The organism is Brucella pecoris (assembly GCF_006376675.1).
Taxonomy (GTDB): domain Bacteria; phylum Pseudomonadota; class Alphaproteobacteria; order Rhizobiales; family Rhizobiaceae; genus Brucella; species Brucella pecoris.
Map to the genome: position 1 here is coordinate 393129 of NZ_VEWK01000001.1, position 16912 is coordinate 410040.

The following is a 16912-nucleotide window of genomic DNA, read 5'->3' on the forward strand; positions in this document are numbered from 1 at the left end:
CTTGGTCCGTTCCAATATTGATACAGACTGGTCTCGTCAAGCGGTTAGAGGCAAATGTCGAAATTTTCTACAAAGGTTTATTCGCCCTAGAAAACTCAAGGCTGTTCGTCTCGGTCAGGCGGCATTTGCGGGCGCGCAAGATTACCCTTGGAAAAAGTATAGCCTGTTTCGACAACACTTGACCCAAATTTGTTTCGCAACCGGTCAACAGCGTTTTCGGCAACGGCGCGTTTGGTTGCCTGTGTGTCAACAAGGTCAGGTGGGTCGGCCCGGTCACTTGAAGAAATCTCGCTAACCCCAATTCCAAGCAGCCGAAATCGTGTCCCGTCCAGTTCCTTTTCAAGAAGCTGTAATCCGTGGCGGAAGATTCTGTCAGCTAGCTGGGTCGGATCGGCAAGCTGACGATTGCGCGTGCGCGATTTGAAATCTTGCGTTTTCAGCTTCAGGACGACGGTGCGACCGGCTATTTCTCCTGCTTTCAGCCGCCGCGAGACCTTTTCAGCAAGCGCGCGAAGAACCGGAATGAGATCGCAGGCCTCTGACAGGTCGTTGTTGAAGGTCGTCTCGGCTGAAACGCTTTTCATGTCATGGTCCGGCTCAACTTTGCGGCTATCCTGGCCTCGGGACAAACGATAAAGACGCTGTCCCATCGTACCATAGGCCTTCATGAGCGTCCCTTCCTGCATCGTCTGTAGCTGGCCAATAGACCGAATTCCGTCGCTTTCCAACTTGGCTGCAAAGGCCTTGCCGACACCCCAGATTGTGCTGACAGATCGGTCCCGCAGAAATGTCAGTGCTTCCACCTCGCCGATGACAGAGAACCCCCGCGGTTTTTCGATGTCGGACGCAACTTTGGCTAAAAACTTACAGTAAGATAGCCCAATCGAAGCGGAAATACCGATTTCATCCTCTACTCGTTTGGCAAAGCGGGCGAGAACAATAGCAGGCGGCGCCTTATGCAGGCGCTCTGTACCACTCAGGTCCAGAAAAGCTTCATCAATGGACAGAGGCTCCACGAGCGGTGTCAGGTCACGCATCATCTGTCGGATTTCGCGACCGACGCGGACATATTTTTCCATGTTCGGCTTGACGACGACTGCGTCACGACACGCTTCCAGCGCCTTGAACATAGGCATTGCTGATCGTACGCCGTGAATGCGAGCAAGATAGCAGGCGGTCGACACGACGCCGCGCTTCCCGCCGCCAATGATGAGCGGTTTGTCTCGCAGTTCCGGATTGTCCCGTTTTTCAACCGAGGCGTAAAATGCGTCGCAATCAATATGCGCCAAGGTGAGCTTATAAAGCTCTTTGTGGCGTAGAAGGCGGGGACTGCCACATGCATGGCATCGCCTGATCGCGTCCGATTTCTGCGGCGAAAGACAATCGCGGCATACACCTTTTTCCGGATTGTTGGGGGCAGTGGTATCAGCCATGAGGACGAACCGTCTGATGAACATAAAAGGAACATCCTTTTATAGCATCGAAAGGCCGGGGCGCCACCGGGATAAATGATGCTGGCTGGTCTTACACTTGACATTGCCGGGAATATCACCAAGTTTAGCATCATGAACAACCGTTTTGCATCCATACTTCATCGGGTTTATCCGATCACGGGATAGCTACCCTCGAGTTCTGCCTAGCGCAGGGGAACTCCGGGGGACGGTACGCCGCCTGTTCGACAGCGGATTTCAAATAAGCGCTTTCACCAAAATCAATCTGAACAGCTTCGTGCCGAAAGACAGCACGGAGACTTATTACCTTTCAACAGCAGTGAGCACTCGCCATGAGCGGAAAGAATCGCAAGAAGCCCAATATCGTCGTCAGCGAAGTCGACTATGAACGCCTGATGGGGCTGGCCACCAATGTTTCCGAACGTCTCGAGGAGATTGCCGAGGAACTGATGGTCGAACTCGATCGTGCGAAAGTGGTGCCCGCGAAGCGTTTGCCGCAGAACGTGATTCACATGGGCTCTACCGTGGAGTTTCGTTCCAATGATGGACAAGAGCGCCGGGTGACGCTGGTTTATCCAGGCGAGGCAGATATCGCACAAGGCAAAATTTCGATTCTCACGCCTATCGGAACTGCGTTGATCGGCCTTGCTCCCGGCCAGTCAATTTCCTGGAGTGCACGCGATGGCAAGCAGCACGAGCTGAACGTGTTGTCGGTTTCAGATGAAGCTGAGGCCGCTACGGCAAATCCTGCCGCTGAATAGTCTATAAAAAGCCCGGCAAGCCGGGCTTTTTAGTATATCGATTGGGACATTGAGCTAAAGGTGCTGGTTTACCCCTCCAGGCAGGTACGTCAGAGCTTTCTCGATTGTTGCCGGATCACGGCCTGCGTCTTCGCAGTAGCGAAGCAATGTCGGCTCATGGGCCAGAAAAAACTGTAATACACCGGCAAGAAAGCCGGGCTCTAGCGCTGCTTGTCGAATCGACGTGGCCTCTATGCCTGTCAGTGCGAGAAAGCGAGGCAGCAGGTCCTTATCCTGCGCCAGCCACCCTAACGCTTCAATAGCGATTGCTTGGGCATCCGCTTGGCCCATCGGCGCTTTCATGTGGTTTCTCCGCTTTTCCCTTGGTTTCGCCGAATGTGTACCGGTCGACTTGTCGAGGAACAACGGAATTATTTGCCTTTCATCAATGAAATGAGGTTAAACTATTCGCAGTCTAAAAAGTGGGGACATTCTGGCAGATAAGAAAATCGAGCAAATGCCGGGTTGCTACAGGGAATAAGACCAAGGAATTTTCGATGCCGAAAAGTGTAATGATCGTCGAAGACAACGAACTGAATATGAAGTTGTTTCGCGATCTTATCGAAGCCAGCGGATATGAGACCATCAGGACGAGAAACGGGCTTGAGGCGCTGGATCTTGCACGAGAACATCGACCTGACCTGATTCTTATGGACATACAGCTACCCGAAGTGTCGGGGCTGGAAGTTACCAAATGGCTGAAGGATGACGACGAATTACGGCATATTCCGGTTATTGCCGTAACGGCGTTTGCAATGAAGGGCGACGAGGAACGCATTCGGCAGGGAGGCTGTGAAGCCTATATATCCAAGCCGATATCGGTTCCGCGCTTCATAGAAACAATTAAATCCTATCTGGGCGACGCTTAGCGGAAAATAGGGCGAGGGGCATCATGACTGCACGAATTCTCGTCGTTGACGATGTGGATTCCAATGTAAAGCTCCTCGAGGCACGGCTGCTATCTGAATATTATGAGGTTGTTACGGCTTATAATGGACCCGAGGCCATAGAAATTTGCCTGGGCGGGCAGATTGATGTCGTGCTCCTCGACATATTAATGCCGGATATGGACGGTTTTGAAGTGTGCCGTCGTCTAAAGGACGATCCACGCACATCCAATATTCCGGTTGTGATGGTCACTTCGCTCGATGGTTCCGAGGACAAGATTCGTGGTCTCGAAGCCGGCGCCGATGACTTTCTGTCCAAGCCTGTCAGTGATCTTCAGCTTATGTCGCGTGTGAAGAGCCTGGCACGGCTGAAACTGGTTTCTGACGAGCTGTTCCAACGGACCGGTACAATTGCCGATGCCGAGGTGGAAACGCTGCTGGCAAGCAAGATGGGCGGTAATTATGCCGATGAGGACGAGGTAGCGCGTATTCTCATCGTTGATGAGGATGAACTGGCTGCTGCACGATTGCGTCTCGTTTTTGGGGAGACCTATCGTGTCGATGTGGCCAGCGATGCCAATACGGCTTTGATCCGGGCGATAGATACGGATTACGACAGCATCGTCGTTTCAGCCAATTTCACTTATTACGATCCGCTTCGTCTATGCTCGCAGTTGCGGACCATTGAGCGTACAAGGCTGGTGCCGATCATTCTCGTTGTTCGGGAAGATGAGGGGGCACTTGTGGTGCGTGCGCTGGAGCTTGGCGTAAATGACTATCTGATGCGCCCGCTTGAGAAGCTGGAGCTGTTTGCCCGCTTGCGAACCCAGATCAAGCGGAAGTGCTACAATGATCTTTTGCGGCAAAGCCTCAATCGCACAATCACTATGGCGGTAACGGATAGTCTTACAGGGCTGCACAACCGCCGTTATCTTGATACGCACATGCCTGTCCTGCTGACACGCGCCATTGGGCGTGAGCGTCCATTGTCAGTCATTATGCTCGACTTCGATCACTTCAAACGGATCAATGATCAATATGGACATGATGCCGGTGACGATGTCCTTCGTGAGTTTGCGGCGCGTCTGCGCAAGAATATCCGCGGGATGGATCTCATGTGTCGCTACGGCGGAGAGGAATTCGTCGTAGTTCTGCCGGACAGTGATGTGGAAGCCGCGAAGGCTGTCGCAGAGCGAATCCGCATCGCTGTGTCGGACACGTCCTTTATTGTCGCCAACGGCAAGCACAAGGTTAATTTGACCATCAGCATGGGGGTCGCTGGACTGAGGTTGATGGGAGACAGCGCCGACGCTCTTTTCTCGAGGACAGATGCAGCGCTTTATCAGGCAAAGAAAGGTGGTCGTAACCGCATCGTCTCCTCTGCCGCCTAAAATCAAGCGCGGGATGGAAAGCAAAAAAGCCGTCTCTTTCGAGACGGCTTTTTATTTCAATCGTCTTGTCGATGACGACCGGAAGCGAATTACTTGATCTTCGTTTCCTTGAAATCGACGTGCTTGCGCGCAATCGGGTCGTATTTGGTCTTTGTCATCTTTTCCGTCATCGTGCGGCTGTTCTTCTTCGTTACGTAGAAGAAGCCGGTGTCAGCGGTCGACAAAAGCTTGATCTTGATCGTCGTAGCCTTGGCCATATCGAATTACCTGCTCTGTATCTTTGCTGGAGCATGATCTTGCCGAAAACCGGTTCCCAACTCTCGGGATCATGCTCAATGGATGGAAACCTCCAGCGATTCCGGTAATCTCATCCGGCAGCGGAAATTTGGCGCGACACTACGTATTGGTGGCGAAAAGTCAAGCCCGCTTCTTCCGCAAAAGCAGTCTTCCTGCTGCAAAGAGTGCATATGCAGCAAAAAACACACCGAGAGTCATCGGGAATCCTTTTGGTCCCAGCATATCCATACCGACGCCGACGGCTTGTGGTCCGGCAAGCATGCCAATGGCATAGCAGAACACAAAGGCGGCATTGGCGGATGCAAGCTCACGGCCAGTCAGTTCCGATCCGAGATGCGCAAGGCCGATCGTATAGAGACCTGCTACCACGCCACCCCACAGGAACAAAACGGCCGCCATCAGGTACCAATGTTGCATGAGGTAGGGAAGGGCGATCATGCCGATCAGGCCAGTCGTGGCGCAGAAGAGCAAAAGTTTGCGGCGATCTGAAATGCGGTCGCTGACAATGCCCAATGGAATCTGCATCAGCACATTGCCGAGGCCGATCATCGTAAGCAGCAGGGCTGCATCTGCCTCGGGATAACCGATGCGCGCGCCAAAAACAGGAAAGAGGGCAAAGCCTCCAGTCTCCACCGCACCGAAAACAAAGACGGCCATGGTTGCTGTTGGAACAGCGAAGATAAAAGGGAGAAAGGGAACATGTTCGCCTTCTTCGAAGTCGGGGCTGTCACGCCATGCGAATGCAACCGGTATAAGGGCAATCATGATGATGACAAAGCCGACATAGAAGGGCAGGCCGCCGGTGCTCCCTATCTTCGAGAACAGCCATGGCCCCAGCGCAAAGCCTAGTGAAAGGGATGTGGAGTAGATACCAAGCACCAGCCCACGCTTTTCAGGCGGCGCAGAAGCATTGATCCAGTATTCTGACAAAACGAAGAGCACTGTCAGCGCGAAATGCAGCACGATGCGCAGTGCAAACCACGCCCATAGGGGTTGAAAGAAGTGGAAACCGAGAAAGGCGGCGCTCCCGATGAGGAGCATGAGAAATATCGCCTTGACCACGCCCAGTCGTGCGGCGATGGGGGCGGCAAGAGGAGCAGCAACGATGGAAGCCAGACCCGCAGCGGCAGTGTTGGCACCGATCAAACTCGCCGAGTAACCGCGGCTCTCCAGCAGAACGCTCAAAAGCGGAATGCCCAGGCCGATTGCCGCACCAACTGCGCTGATGGTGGCTATTGCTGCAGCAAGCGAGCGCCAGTGCATCTGGCCCTGTGCCGGTCCGCCGCCTGGTTCTTGCGGGACAAGATCGGCGGGTTGGATTTCTTTATTCATCGGGTTCAGATCACTTCGCGAACAAAGCGGCCATGCCGCTTGGTATATTGTACCACCGGTAAGGTGGCAGGCAGTTCGGCTTCGGTATCCACCAAAAGCACACGCGCTTCTTTCAGGATCGCCTGCGTAATAGGGGCAACGTCAAGTTCATTGATGTGGTCGATGGAAACCCAGTCCAGATCTTCCAGTTCACCACTGGGAACGAGCGGTTGCTGATCCAGTTCCGGTATATGATCGCGAAATGCGATAAAAAAACGGGTATCGAAGCGACGAACATTGTCCGGCGGTGTTATCGCTCGTGCAAAATAACGCAGACTATTCAGCGCCGGTACCATGCCGCTGTCGAGGAATGCAGACCAGTCCTCATGCGAGGGTGAAGAAACTGGTGCCGAAGCTGCTTGCCCGATGCGAAGTCCCGTCTCTTCAAAGGTTTCGCGAATAGCACAAAGGCCGAGTGCACGGGCGCGACGTAGCGACGCGCGCGAGCCCATGCCCGCGAGCAGTTTGACAATATCGGTGTCATTCAGCTCGGCTGAAGCCGCAATAGCACCATCTACGGGGTCAGCACGCCCGCCCGGAAAAACGAACTTTCCGGGCATGAAAGCAAGGCTTGCGTGGCGCTTACCCATGAGAATGCGTGGTTTACTACCGGCCCTGTCGACAAGCAGTAGGGACGCGGCGTCGCGTGGCCGCAAAATTTTGGCTGGAGAGGATGGAGACTGAATCATGGCGGTCATAGTGACGTTCAGGTCACATCGCCATATTCACCTTCGCCCTTGCCACCGAAACCATGCATGTAAAGTGCCCACTGCAGACCGATGGTCGCCCCCTTCATCGGCTGCAAGAGGAGCAACGACAAAATCACAGTCAAAGGACCCCAGATTGCCATATGCGCCCAAAGCGACAGATTGGTTGTTGCTTCCACACCCATGAAGGCGCCGACAACCACGTGTCCCACGATCAAAATGGTTAGGTAGGCCGGAAGGTCGTCTGCACGCTGTTCCGTGTAGTCTTCCTCGCAGACAGAACATTGCGCTACCGGCTTTACGAATGCCCGGAAAAGCTTTCCCTCGCCGCAATGCGGGCAGCGCCCGCGAAAGCCACGCCACAAGGCTTCACCCAAAGGACGTTTCGGGTGGGCAGCCTTGGGGCTTTCGCCACCGAAAACTTGTACATCTTGCGCGGAATTGGCCTCCAGCGTGCTCATCAGCGACCTCTTCTCTTCTGACGCGGAATACCCGCGGGTTTACCCCTTCGCCCACGCATCGTCCGACTTGCCTTATGGTGCGAACGGGTCGACATTGGCAGAGGATGCGGTTCCGAAACCATCTCAAAACGAAGCGCACCCGCGACGGGGAGCGCTTCTACAAGACGAACCGTCACTGTATCGCCCAGCCGGAAGCCTTTACCGCTCCGTTCACCGGCGATCGCATGGTTCGCTTCGTCATATAAATAGTATTCATGACCTAAAGTTGAAATGGGTACCAGCCCATCCGCGCCATATGTCGCAAGGTTAACGAAAAGACCTGCTCGCGTGACGCCAGTAACACGTCCTTCATATTCATCACCGAGATGCGCGGCGAGGAAGTGCGCGATGAGGCGGTCCACGGTTTCGCGTTCGGCCAGCATTGCCCGACGCTCGGTCGAGGAGATCAGCGCAGAAATTTCTTCGAGATGCGCTTCCTCATCCGTGGTCAGGCCATCGCTGCCAAGGTTCAGGGCCTTGATCAGGGCGCGGTGAACGATGAGGTCAGCGTAGCGGCGAATCGGCGAGGTGAAATGTGCATAACGGTGCAAATGCAGACCGAAATGTCCAATATTATCAGGGCTATATTCCGCCTGGCTCTGCGTGCGCAGCACCACCTGATTGACCAGCTCCTGATGGTCCGAACCTTCAACAGCCTCAAGAATCCGGTTGAATTGCGCTGGCTGGAGTTCAGCGCCTTTGGCGAGGCTCAAGTCAAGCGTACGCAGGAATTCACGCAGGGTTTCCTGCTTGGCAAGTGCCGGTGCATCATGAATGCGGAAAATCAAAGGCTGGCGGCGCGCTTCCAGCGTTTCGGCGGCGGCGACGTTAGCTTGAATCATGAACTCTTCGATGAGCTTGTGCGCATCGAGCCGTTCCGGAACGATAACCTTATCCACCTTCCCATCAGGTTTGAGCAGGATTTTCTTTTCCGGCAGGTCGAGTTCCAGCGGTTCGCGGACATCCCGCCCGCGCTTCAGCACGGCGTAGGCGTTCCACAGCGGCTTCAATATGCTGTCGAGAATGGGCGCGGTCTTATCATCCGGCGCGCCATCAATGGCAGCCTGGGCCTGTGAATAAGCAAGCTTCGCCGCCGATTTCATCATGACGCGATGGAACTTGTGCGATTTCTTGCGTCCATCCGCCGCAAAAACCATACGGACGGCCAAGGCCGGGCGATCTTCCAACTCACGAAGCGAGCAGAGATTGTTCGAAATCCGCTCTGGCAACATCGGCACGACGCGGTCCGGAAAATAAACCGAATTACCGCGCTTCTGTGCTTCACGGTCAAGTGCAGAATCAGGGCGTACATAGGCGGCTACATCGGCAATAGCCACGATGACAATTTGACCGCCTGCATTTTCCGGGTCTTTGTCCGGTTCGGCATAAACCGCGTCGTCATGATCCTTGGCATCTGCCGGATCAATGGTTAGAAGTGGAATGGCGCGCCAGTCTTCGCGGCCTTCCAGCGTCGCAGGCTGGGCGGCTTCCGCTTCGTTAAGTGCCTCAGTCGGAAAAACATGCGGAATTTCATGCTCGTGAATGGCAATCATCGACAGGGCTTTTTCACTGTCGATAGATCCGACCACTTGTCGAACCTTGCCGCGCGGCAATCCCTGGCGGCGCGATGAAATCAGGTCTACTTCGACAAGGTCGCCAGCTTCGGCATTTTCCAGTTGGGCTGGATCGAGCTGCACTTCCGGCTGCTTTCGGTTTACCGGGTCCAGTCGCCATTCACCGTTGCCAAGCTTGCGCACAACACCAAGCACTGCATTCGTGCGATGTTCGAGACGCTTCATCACACGGGCGGTGTAATCCGGTCCGTCGTGATCGTCATTGCGGAATATTTTTGCCAGAATCCGATCACCCACGCCGACCGTCGGCCCGCCTTCAGAGGCTTTGTTGAGCCGAGTGCGGCGGATCAGGACAACAGGCGGCTTGCCATAGCCAGCTTCGTCCCATTCTGCCGGACGAGCGAGCAATCCGCCATCCTCATCGCGCCCAGTAATATCAAGCACAGTGACGGCAGGCAATGCACCGGGGCGGGACAGTTTGCGGGCGCGTTTTTCAACCAAGCCCTCGTCCGAAAGCTCGCGCAGAAGATCTTTTAGATAGACCCGCGCATCGCCCTTGATGTTGAATGCTTTTGCCAGTTCACGCTTGCCTGCCCGGTCCGGGTTCTCCTCGATATACTTGAGAACCTCTTCACGGGTCGGCAGGAACGCATTGGGATCGTTCTTGGCGTCGATGGACTTTGCTTGGGCTGCACGCCGCTCGGTCCGCGCGGACCGACCGGTATCGGATTTGGGAAAACGGCGTGCCAATTGCTACTCCTCTACCGCCTCGGCCTTGGATTTCGACTTGACTGTCGACCGGGCTTTTGCTGTTGCCTTCTTGGCGGCAGGCTTCTTCGCAGCGTTTTTCTTTTCAACGCTGGCCGAAGCTTTGCGAGCAGGGGCTTTTTTACTCTTGGAAGAGCCAGCTTTTTCCGTAATCAGCGCCAATGCTTCTTCCAGCGTGACACTTGCAGGGTCTTTGCCCTTCGGTAAGGTGGCGTTGACCTTGCCCCAGTTGACATAAGGCCCATAGCGACCGTCACGGACGGTGATCGAACCGCCTTCGGGATGATCGCCGAGCGTTGCCAATGCCGCTGGGGTAGACCGCCCACGACCGCCCTTGGATTGCTTGTCCGCGAGCACAGAAACGGCACGGTTGAGGCCGACCGAGAAAACTTCCTCGGCGTTTTCCAGATTGGCGAAAGTGCCGTCATGACTGACATAGGGACCGTAGCGGCCGATGCCAGCGGAAATCATCTTGCCGGTTTCCGGATGCTGCCCGATATCACGTGGCAGAGACAGAAGCGCAACGGCTTTCTCATGGTCGAGCGCATCGACAGTCCAGCCTTTCGGAAGGCTGGCGCGTTTGGCTTCCTTGCCTTCGCCACGCTGGACATAGGGACCGAAACGACCGGTCCGTGCGGTGATTTCCTCACCAGTGAACGGGTCCTTGCCGAGTGATTTTGGTTCGTCGGCGGCCGCAGATTCACCATTGGCGTCGCCGCCGAGCTGGCGGGTATATTTGCATTCCGGATAGTTGGAGCAGCCGACGAATGCGCCATATTTTCCAAGTTTCAACGACAGCATGCCTGTGCCGCAGGTCGGACACGAGCGCGGATCACTGCCGTCCTCGCGTGCCGGGAAAACCAGCGGCGCCAGCTCTTCGTTCAGGGCATCGAGAACATTGGTGACGCGCAATTCCTTGATGTCATCGACAGAGCCGGAGAAGTCGCGCCAGAAATCGCGCAGCACATCTTTCCAGGAAAGTTTGCCGTCGGAAATAAGGTCGAGCTTCTCCTCAAGGTCTGCCGTGAAATCATATTCCACATAACGCTTGAAGAAGCTTTCAAGAAAGGCTGTGACCAGACGGCCCTTGGGTTCGGGAATGAGCTTGCGCTTGTCGATTGTGATATATTCACGGTCGCGTAGCGTGGCGAGCGTCGCGGCATAGGTCGAAGGACGGCCGATGCCAAGTTCTTCCATCTTCTTGATGAGCGAAGCTTCCGAATAGCGCGGTGGCGGTTCGGTCGAATGCTGGGTGGCATCGATCTTCTCACGTGCAAGCGTTTCGCCGCTGCGGATTTCCGGCAGCTTTGCGCTATCCTCGTCGTCGTCCTCTTCCTCGCGATGATCCATATAGGCGGCGAGGAAGCCATCGAACTTCGTTACGGATCCGTTGGCGCGCAGCATTGCCGAGCGCGAGCCGTTGACGGCTTCGATGTCAGCCGTGGTGCGCTCGATATCGGCGGCCTGCATCTGGCTGGCGATGGCGCGCTTCCAGATCAACTCATAAAGCCGAGCCTGATCCTCATCGAGATAGCGGCGCACTTCTTTGGGATGACGCGAAAATTCGGTCGGACGAATGGCTTCGTGCGCTTCCTGAGCGTTCTTCGCTTTGCTGGAATAATAGCGCGGCTTTTCCGGCACATATTTCGCGCCGAATGTCTCGCCAATTGCCTGACGCGCGGCAGTGATTGCTTCCGGCGCCATTTGCACCCCGTCGGTACGCATATAAGTGATGAGACCGGCAGTTTCGCCGCCAATGTCCACGCCTTCATAGAGGCGCTGAGCCACCTGCATGGTGCGTGATGCCGAGAAACCGAGCTGGCCGGACGCGGCCTGCTGTAAGGTTGAGGTAGTGAAAGGTGGTCCCGGATTGCGCTTGGTCGGCTTGGCTTCGACCGAAATGGCCTTGAAGCTGGCGCCTTCCAGCATGGTGCGAATGCCGGTTGCCTGCTCGCCATTCTTGATGTCGAGCTTGCCGAGCTTCTTGCCATCCACTGCGGTCAGGCGGGCGGTAAAACCGTCATTGCGCGGCGTCTTCAGAAGGGCTGCGATATTCCAGTATTCTTCACGAATGAATCGCTCGATTTCCGACTCGCGATCGGCAACAAGGCGCAGCGCTACCGATTGAACACGACCAGCCGAACGTGCGCCTGGCAGTTTGCGCCAGAGAACGGGCGAAAGCGTGAAACCGACGAGATAATCCAGCGCGCGGCGGGCCAGATAGGCATCGACCAGAGGTTCATCAATGTCTCGCGGATTGGCGATAGCATCGAGAACAGCCTTCTTGGTGATGGCGTTGAACGCCACACGCTTGACCGTCTTGCCCTTGAGCGCCTTTTTCTGGTTGAGCACTTCAAGGACATGCCAGGAAATAGCTTCACCTTCGCGATCCGGATCGGTGGCGAGAATGATGCCGTCGCTGTCTTTCAGCGCTTTGACAATATCAGCGAGACGCTTGGAGGAATTGCTATCCACCTCCCACGACATCGCAAAATCTTCATCTGGACGAACCGAGCCATCCTTGGCTGGCAGGTCTCGCACATGACCGAACGAGGCCAGAACCTTATAGTTCGAGCCCAGATACTTATTGATGGTTTTAGCCTTGGCAGGCGATTCGACAACGACGACGTTCATTTAAAGCAGCCCAGATTCGCGCCCAATGGAGATAAAATACCTCCTCTCCGCGTGAAATTCGTTGCCTTCACATGAACAGCGGGCAGCGTTTGGTCAAGAGCAGGACGACAAAAATCACGAAATACAACTTAAAGTTGCTGTTAAGTTGAGTGAAACCAATAGTAGCATAAGAAGTGAAGAAATCAGTTTATCTCTCGAGGAGATAGGTATGGACGATACGTCGGGTTTTCCAGACACGGAAGACGGTGAGGAATTGAAAACCGCGACTCGCTTCGAGACGGTAACATATATTGAACAAATGCTTGAACAACTCGGTTTAATGGCAAAGAACACGAATCATACGTTGCTTGTCTATATGATCGAGATGGCTCTCGTCGAAGCTCGAGAGGTGCTCCATAATGAATCCGAGGCATAATTATGGTTATTCTGGAGGAACCAAAGCCACCTGATTCCCAGCATAGCGATGCAGCCTACCGGCCAAATCTAGTTCCAATAGAACGAGCTGAACAGCTCCAGTATCCATACCTGTATGGCGAACGAGTGTGTCAATATCGGTCGGCACAGGTCCAAGCGCATCGACGACGATTTCCCGTTGTTTCTCTGTCGCGATCGGTTGGAACGATTCTGGTTCGTCCATAAGCGGAGATAACAGATCGGGCTGCATTGGCATGGTTGCCCGATATATGCTTGAACCAGCCAGTGGCTGGAGGGCCTCTATAACGTCGTTCGCTTCTGTCACCAATGTTGCACCTTGTTTTAGAAGCAGATTCGTACCGCGTGCACGAGGATCAAGTGGAGAGCCTGGAACAGCGAACACGATGCGCCCCATGTCTCCGGCCATGCGCGCACTGATGAGCGAGCCGGAACGCTCGGCGGCTTCCACGACGATCAATCCCAGCGACAAGCCTGCAATAATACGGTTGCGGCGTGGAAAATCACGGGAACGAGGTTCGGCTCCCATTGGCATTTCACTTATGAGTGCTCCACCTTGTTCCGGTATATCACGGTAAAGGGGCAGATTTTCCGGTGGGTAGGGACGATCGAGTCCCCCAGCCAGTACCGCAACGGTTCCCGTTTTCATGCTTGCGCGGTGCGCAGCGGCATCAATACCGCGGGCCAGTCCGGAAATCACTGCAAACCCGGCTTCGCCAAGGTCGTGTGCCAAGCGTTCAGTGAAACGTGCGCCGATCACCGAAGCGTTGCGTGAGCCGACGATGGCAACCGGTGGCTTGCCAAACGCGGCAGCATTTCCCTTGATTGTAACCAGTGGTGGTGGCGATTCGCAGTTTTTAAGCTGCGATGGATAATCTGGCTCGCCCATTCCGACGAGACGGGCACCGGCACGTTGGATAGCTTCAAGCTCGCGCTCCGCGTCGTCCATGGACATGACACGGATTGGGCGGGCACTGCCGCCTCTGATGTTGAGATCGGGTAGCATTTCGATCGCACTTGAGGCAGAGCCACAAAACAAAATCAGATCGCGAAACGTAACGGGGCCGATATTGTCGGTTCGGATGAGACGCAGCCAGTTGAGCCGCTGATGATCAGAGAGGCGAATTCCAGTTTTCGAATTCGCACTTTCCTTCATCCCTTGGCTCCGATCTTGCTTTCGGTGCCGTTTAAGAGGCGCGCAATATTGGCTTTATGTTTGATGATAACGATGACCGTCATGATCGCAAAGAGGACCGCCACCGCAGGATAACCACGAGAATAAAGCGCGATGGGGACAACGATGCTGGCGATAAGTGCCGCGAGGGAGGAATAGCGCGTCAGAAGGGCTGTTACGATCCAGACGGCAGCGAAGACCAGTGCACCGGGCCATGCAAGTCCGATCAGGACGCCGAGATAGGTCGCTACGCCTTTACCGCCCTTAAACCCGATCCATACCGGAAAGAGGTGACCTATAAAAGCACCGAAGCCTGCACCGATAGCCGCGTCCGGCCCGTAACGCGAAGCGACTAGAACGGCGACCGTGCCTTTGAGCATGTCAAAAATCAACGTCGCTGCAGCGAGCTTCTTGTTGCCGGTGCGCAGCACATTCGTCGCGCCGATATTGCCCGATCCAATGGAACGGACATCGCCCAGCCCGGCGAGCCGGGTCAGAATCAAGCCAAATGGAATAGAGCCAAGAAAATAGCCGAAGACGAGCGCTCCTATGAGCGTCATGCTAAGAAATCCCGGTTCGGCCATGAACGTCCCCTATTGTTTCTTGATTCCGCCTACCCGGAATTTTCGAATGATTGTTCCGGGTTATGCGGTGTTTTTCAAGCCGAGTAAACGGTTTTGCCTGCCACTAAGGTGTGGACGACGCGACCTTGAAAACGCGCATTTTCGAAGCAACTGTTCTTCGAGAGCGAATGCAGGGCTTCCTCGCGTACGATCCACGGCTCGTCCAGGTCGACAATAGCGAGGTCGGCTTTGGCCCCCGGCTTCAGCGTACCGGCATCAAGACCAAAAATACGCGCTGGAGCGGTCGACAAAACCTCAACCAGCCGCAGTAACGGAATGCTGTCATTGTGATAAAGACGAAGTGCGGCACCCAACAATGTTTCAAGGCCGATGGCACCCGCTTCAGCATCCGCGAAGGGTAGGCGCTTGGTGTCAACGTCCTGTGGGTCGTGAGCCGAAACGATAATATCGATGGTGCCATTTTTTACGGCTTCGACGACGGCCAGGCGATCCTGTTCGCTGCGCAGAGGCGGCGACAGACGGAAGAAGGTGCGGAATTCCCCAATGTCGTTTTCATTGAGCGACAAATGGTTGATCGACACGCCAGCCGTCACCTTCGCGCCCAGATCCTTTGTACGGCGAACGGCTTCAGCCGACATTTCGCAAGAAAGCTGCGCCGCGTGGTAATTGCTGCTAGTCAGCGCTGCCAGACGCAGGTCGCGTTCCAGCGGAATCACTTCTGCTTCACGTGGACTGCCAGAGAGACCAAGCCAGCTTGCGAATAAGCCTTCGTTCATCACGCCGTTCGCGCCGAGATAGGGATCGCGGGTTTCACAGGCGATGACCGCGTTGAAATCGCGGGCATAGGTTAGCGCACGCCGCATAAGCTGGGTATTGGCTATTGTCTGGCGACCTTCGGTGAAGGCAACTGCACCGGCATCGCGCAGCAGGCCGATTTCGGTCATTTCTTCGCCATGCAGGCCCTTGGTGATCGCAGCCGCCGGATGCACATTGACGACAGCCGTATCACGTGCAGTCCGCTTGACGAATTCCACCAGAGCTACATCATCAATGACCGGATCGGTGTCCGGCATCATGATGATGGAGGTGACACCGCCGGCAGCAGCAGCGCGGCTGGCCGAAGCGATGGTTTCGCGATGCTCTGCGCCTGGCTCGCCGATAAACACACGCGAATCGACCAGCCCTGGCAGGACGGCCTTGCCGCCCAGATCAATGATTTCCGCACCTTCCGGTGCGCCTTGATTGCGCGCATCCGTCCCGGCTGCAATGATCTTGCCGTCATGGATCAGCACGCTGCCGATTTCATCAAGACCGCGCGACGGATCGACGATGCGCGCGTTTTCAAACAGGATCGCGCTCATGCTGCTTCTCCGTTGATGGGCCCATTACCGGGGTTGCGGCGCGGATCGAGCAAGGCTTCCATCACGGCCATGCGCACGGCAACGCCCATTTCAACCTGTTGCTGGATCACACTCTGCGGCCCATCGGCGACGTCGGATGCGATTTCGACACCACGGTTCATCGGGCCTGGATGCATGACGAGTGCGTCAGGCTTGGCGACTTTGAGTTTTTCCTTATCGAGGCCGTAGAATCGGAAATATTCGCGTACTGAAGGCACGAAGGACCCGGCCATACGCTCACGCTGAAGGCGCAGCATCATGACGACATCGGCGTCTTTCAGACCTTCTTCCATCGAATTGAAAACCTCGACGCTCATATCGGCCATACCGGAAGGCAAGAGCGTGGACGGTGCGACCACACGCACCCGTGCGCCAAGCGCATTGAGAAGAAGGATGTTGGAGCGCGCCACGCGAGAATGAAGCACATCGCCGCAGATGGCGACGATCAGATTTTCGATCTGCCCTTTGGCACGGCGGATGGTGAGCGCGTCGAGAAGTGCTTGTGTGGGGTGTTCGTGCGCGCCGTCACCAGCGTTGACCACCGAACAGCCAACTTTCTGTGCGAGCAAGGCAGCAGCGCCAGCCGAAGCGTGACGGATAACCAATATATCCGGTTGCATGGCGTTCAGCGTCATCGCGGTATCGATGAGCGTTTCGCCTTTCTTGACCGACGAATTGCCGACCGACATATTCATAACGTCGGCGCCGAGCCGTTTTCCGGCCAGCTCGAACGACGATTGCGTTCGTGTCGATGCTTCGAAGAAGAGATTGATTTGCGTGCGACCGCGCAGGACGGACTTTTTCTTCTCGGGCTGTCTGGAAACAGCGACTTCCTGATCGGCAAGATCAAGAAGGCAGAGAATGTCCAGGGGCGAAAGCCCCTTGATGCCCAGCAGGTGGCGGTGAGGGAAAAGCGGAGGGACCGTTTGATTTGTCATGGCA

General features: G+C 55.4%; 16 protein-coding genes. 4 read left to right on the plus strand and 12 right to left on the minus strand.

Going from position 1 to position 16912, the window contains the following annotated elements; translation table 11 throughout:
* Positions 1-95: 95 nt before the first annotated feature.
* A complete protein-coding gene (locus FIB18_RS01815) occupies positions 96-1433 on the minus strand; it encodes a DNA polymerase IV (protein WP_140019140.1) in 1338 nt (445 codons plus the stop codon).
* Between the two features lie 350 nt (positions 1434-1783).
* On the opposite strand from FIB18_RS01815, the gene rnk reads away from it, so the two are divergent.
* Positions 1784-2212, plus strand: a complete 429-nt coding sequence (rnk, locus tag FIB18_RS01820; RefSeq protein ID WP_140019141.1) for a nucleoside diphosphate kinase regulator — start codon at positions 1784-1786, stop codon at positions 2210-2212.
* A 54-nt stretch (positions 2213-2266) separates the two neighbouring features.
* On the opposite strand, the gene FIB18_RS01825 is transcribed toward rnk, so the two are convergent.
* A complete protein-coding gene (locus FIB18_RS01825) occupies positions 2267-2554 on the minus strand; it encodes a DUF3572 domain-containing protein (protein WP_140019142.1) in 288 nt (95 codons plus the stop codon).
* A gap of 194 nt (positions 2555-2748) precedes the next feature.
* Here FIB18_RS01825 and FIB18_RS01830 point away from each other — a divergent pair, with 194 nt between their 5' ends.
* Together FIB18_RS01830 and FIB18_RS01835 are read left to right on the plus strand one after the other, a co-directional pair.
* Complete coding sequence (locus FIB18_RS01830) at positions 2749-3120, plus strand: response regulator (protein ID WP_010658876.1); 372 nt, start codon at positions 2749-2751, stop codon at positions 3118-3120.
* A gap of 23 nt (positions 3121-3143) precedes the next feature.
* Positions 3144-4529, plus strand: coding sequence for a PleD family two-component system response regulator (locus tag FIB18_RS01835; RefSeq protein WP_140019143.1), 1386 nt, complete (start codon positions 3144-3146; stop codon positions 4527-4529).
* 89 nt (positions 4530-4618) lie between these two features.
* Here the strand turns inward: FIB18_RS01835 and rpmG are convergent, their stop codons facing one another.
* From rpmG to topA, 6 genes are all read right to left on the minus strand, one after another.
* Positions 4619-4786: a 50S ribosomal protein L33 gene (gene rpmG, locus FIB18_RS01840; RefSeq protein ID WP_007878621.1), complete on the minus strand. Its 168-nt coding sequence runs from the start codon at positions 4784-4786 to the stop codon at positions 4619-4621.
* 160 nt (positions 4787-4946) lie between these two features.
* Positions 4947-6089 (minus strand): MFS transporter, encoded by a 1143-nt coding sequence (locus FIB18_RS01845; RefSeq protein WP_140019389.1) that lies wholly within the window; start codon positions 6087-6089, stop codon positions 4947-4949.
* Positions 6090-6163: 74 nt separating this feature from the next.
* On the minus strand, positions 6164-6895 hold the full coding sequence (locus FIB18_RS01850; RefSeq protein ID WP_140019144.1) for an NUDIX hydrolase: 732 nt from the start codon (positions 6893-6895) through the stop codon (positions 6164-6166).
* 8 nt (positions 6896-6903) lie between these two features.
* On the minus strand, positions 6904-7365 hold the full coding sequence (locus FIB18_RS01855; RefSeq protein WP_140019145.1) for a DUF983 domain-containing protein: 462 nt from the start codon (positions 7363-7365) through the stop codon (positions 6904-6906).
* Entirely contained in the window at positions 7365-9728 is a 2364-nt protein-coding gene (gene rnr, locus FIB18_RS01860) for a ribonuclease R (protein ID WP_140019146.1), read from the minus strand. The genes FIB18_RS01855 and rnr overlap by 1 nt, the downstream gene beginning before the upstream one ends.
* A gap of 3 nt (positions 9729-9731) precedes the next feature.
* On the minus strand, positions 9732-12380 hold the full coding sequence (gene topA, locus FIB18_RS01865; protein ID WP_140019147.1) for a type I DNA topoisomerase: 2649 nt from the start codon (positions 12378-12380) through the stop codon (positions 9732-9734).
* Positions 12381-12588: 208 nt separating this feature from the next.
* Between topA and FIB18_RS01870 the strand changes: the two genes are divergently transcribed.
* Positions 12589-12795 (plus strand): hypothetical protein, encoded by a 207-nt coding sequence (locus tag FIB18_RS01870; RefSeq protein WP_140019148.1) that lies wholly within the window; start codon positions 12589-12591, stop codon positions 12793-12795.
* A 6-nt stretch (positions 12796-12801) separates the two neighbouring features.
* On the opposite strand, the gene dprA is transcribed toward FIB18_RS01870, so the two are convergent.
* From dprA to FIB18_RS01890, 4 genes are all read right to left on the minus strand, one after another.
* Complete coding sequence (dprA, locus tag FIB18_RS01875) at positions 12802-13968, minus strand: DNA-processing protein DprA (RefSeq protein ID WP_140019149.1); 1167 nt, start codon at positions 13966-13968, stop codon at positions 12802-12804.
* The gene (gene plsY, locus FIB18_RS01880) at positions 13965-14570 is read right to left on the minus strand and encodes a glycerol-3-phosphate 1-O-acyltransferase PlsY (protein ID WP_140019150.1); all 606 of its coding nucleotides are present in this window, start codon (positions 14568-14570) and stop codon (positions 13965-13967) included. Before plsY ends, dprA begins: the two co-directional genes overlap by 4 nt.
* 74 nt (positions 14571-14644) lie before the next feature.
* Positions 14645-15931, minus strand: a complete 1287-nt coding sequence (locus FIB18_RS01885) for a dihydroorotase (protein ID WP_140019151.1) — start codon at positions 15929-15931, stop codon at positions 14645-14647.
* Complete coding sequence (locus tag FIB18_RS01890; protein WP_140019152.1) at positions 15928-16908, minus strand: aspartate carbamoyltransferase catalytic subunit; 981 nt, start codon at positions 16906-16908, stop codon at positions 15928-15930. Before FIB18_RS01890 ends, FIB18_RS01885 begins: the two co-directional genes overlap by 4 nt.
* Between the last annotated feature and the right edge of the window lie 4 nt (positions 16909-16912).

Excerpts from the sequence above, each read along its gene's own strand:
- FIB18_RS01815 (WP_140019140.1), bottom strand. The coding sequence starts at position 1,433 with ATGGCTGATACCACTGCCCCCAACAATCCGGAAAAAGGTGTATGCCGC.
- rnk (WP_140019141.1), top strand. The coding sequence starts at position 1,784 with ATGAGCGGAAAGAATCGCAAGAAGCCCAATATCGTCGTCAGCGAAGTC.
- FIB18_RS01825 (WP_140019142.1), bottom strand. The coding sequence starts at position 2,554 with ATGAAAGCGCCGATGGGCCAAGCGGATGCCCAAGCAATCGCTATTGAA.
- FIB18_RS01830 (WP_010658876.1), top strand. The coding sequence starts at position 2,749 with ATGCCGAAAAGTGTAATGATCGTCGAAGACAACGAACTGAATATGAAG.
- FIB18_RS01835 (WP_140019143.1), top strand. The coding sequence starts at position 3,144 with ATGACTGCACGAATTCTCGTCGTTGACGATGTGGATTCCAATGTAAAG.
- rpmG (WP_007878621.1), bottom strand. The coding sequence starts at position 4,786 with ATGGCCAAGGCTACGACGATCAAGATCAAGCTTTTGTCGACCGCTGAC.
- FIB18_RS01845 (WP_140019389.1), bottom strand. The coding sequence starts at position 6,089 with ATGCACTGGCGCTCGCTTGCTGCAGCAATAGCCACCATCAGCGCAGTT.
- FIB18_RS01850 (WP_140019144.1), bottom strand. The coding sequence starts at position 6,895 with ATGACCGCCATGATTCAGTCTCCATCCTCTCCAGCCAAAATTTTGCGG.
- FIB18_RS01855 (WP_140019145.1), bottom strand. The coding sequence starts at position 7,365 with ATGAGCACGCTGGAGGCCAATTCCGCGCAAGATGTACAAGTTTTCGGT.
- topA (WP_140019147.1), bottom strand. The coding sequence starts at position 12,380 with ATGAACGTCGTCGTTGTCGAATCGCCTGCCAAGGCTAAAACCATCAAT.
- FIB18_RS01870 (WP_140019148.1), top strand. The coding sequence starts at position 12,589 with ATGGACGATACGTCGGGTTTTCCAGACACGGAAGACGGTGAGGAATTG.
- dprA (WP_140019149.1), bottom strand. The coding sequence starts at position 13,968 with ATGAAGGAAAGTGCGAATTCGAAAACTGGAATTCGCCTCTCTGATCAT.
- plsY (WP_140019150.1), bottom strand. The coding sequence starts at position 14,570 with ATGGCCGAACCGGGATTTCTTAGCATGACGCTCATAGGAGCGCTCGTC.
- FIB18_RS01885 (WP_140019151.1), bottom strand. The coding sequence starts at position 15,931 with ATGAGCGCGATCCTGTTTGAAAACGCGCGCATCGTCGATCCGTCGCGC.
- FIB18_RS01890 (WP_140019152.1), bottom strand. The coding sequence starts at position 16,908 with ATGACAAATCAAACGGTCCCTCCGCTTTTCCCTCACCGCCACCTGCTG.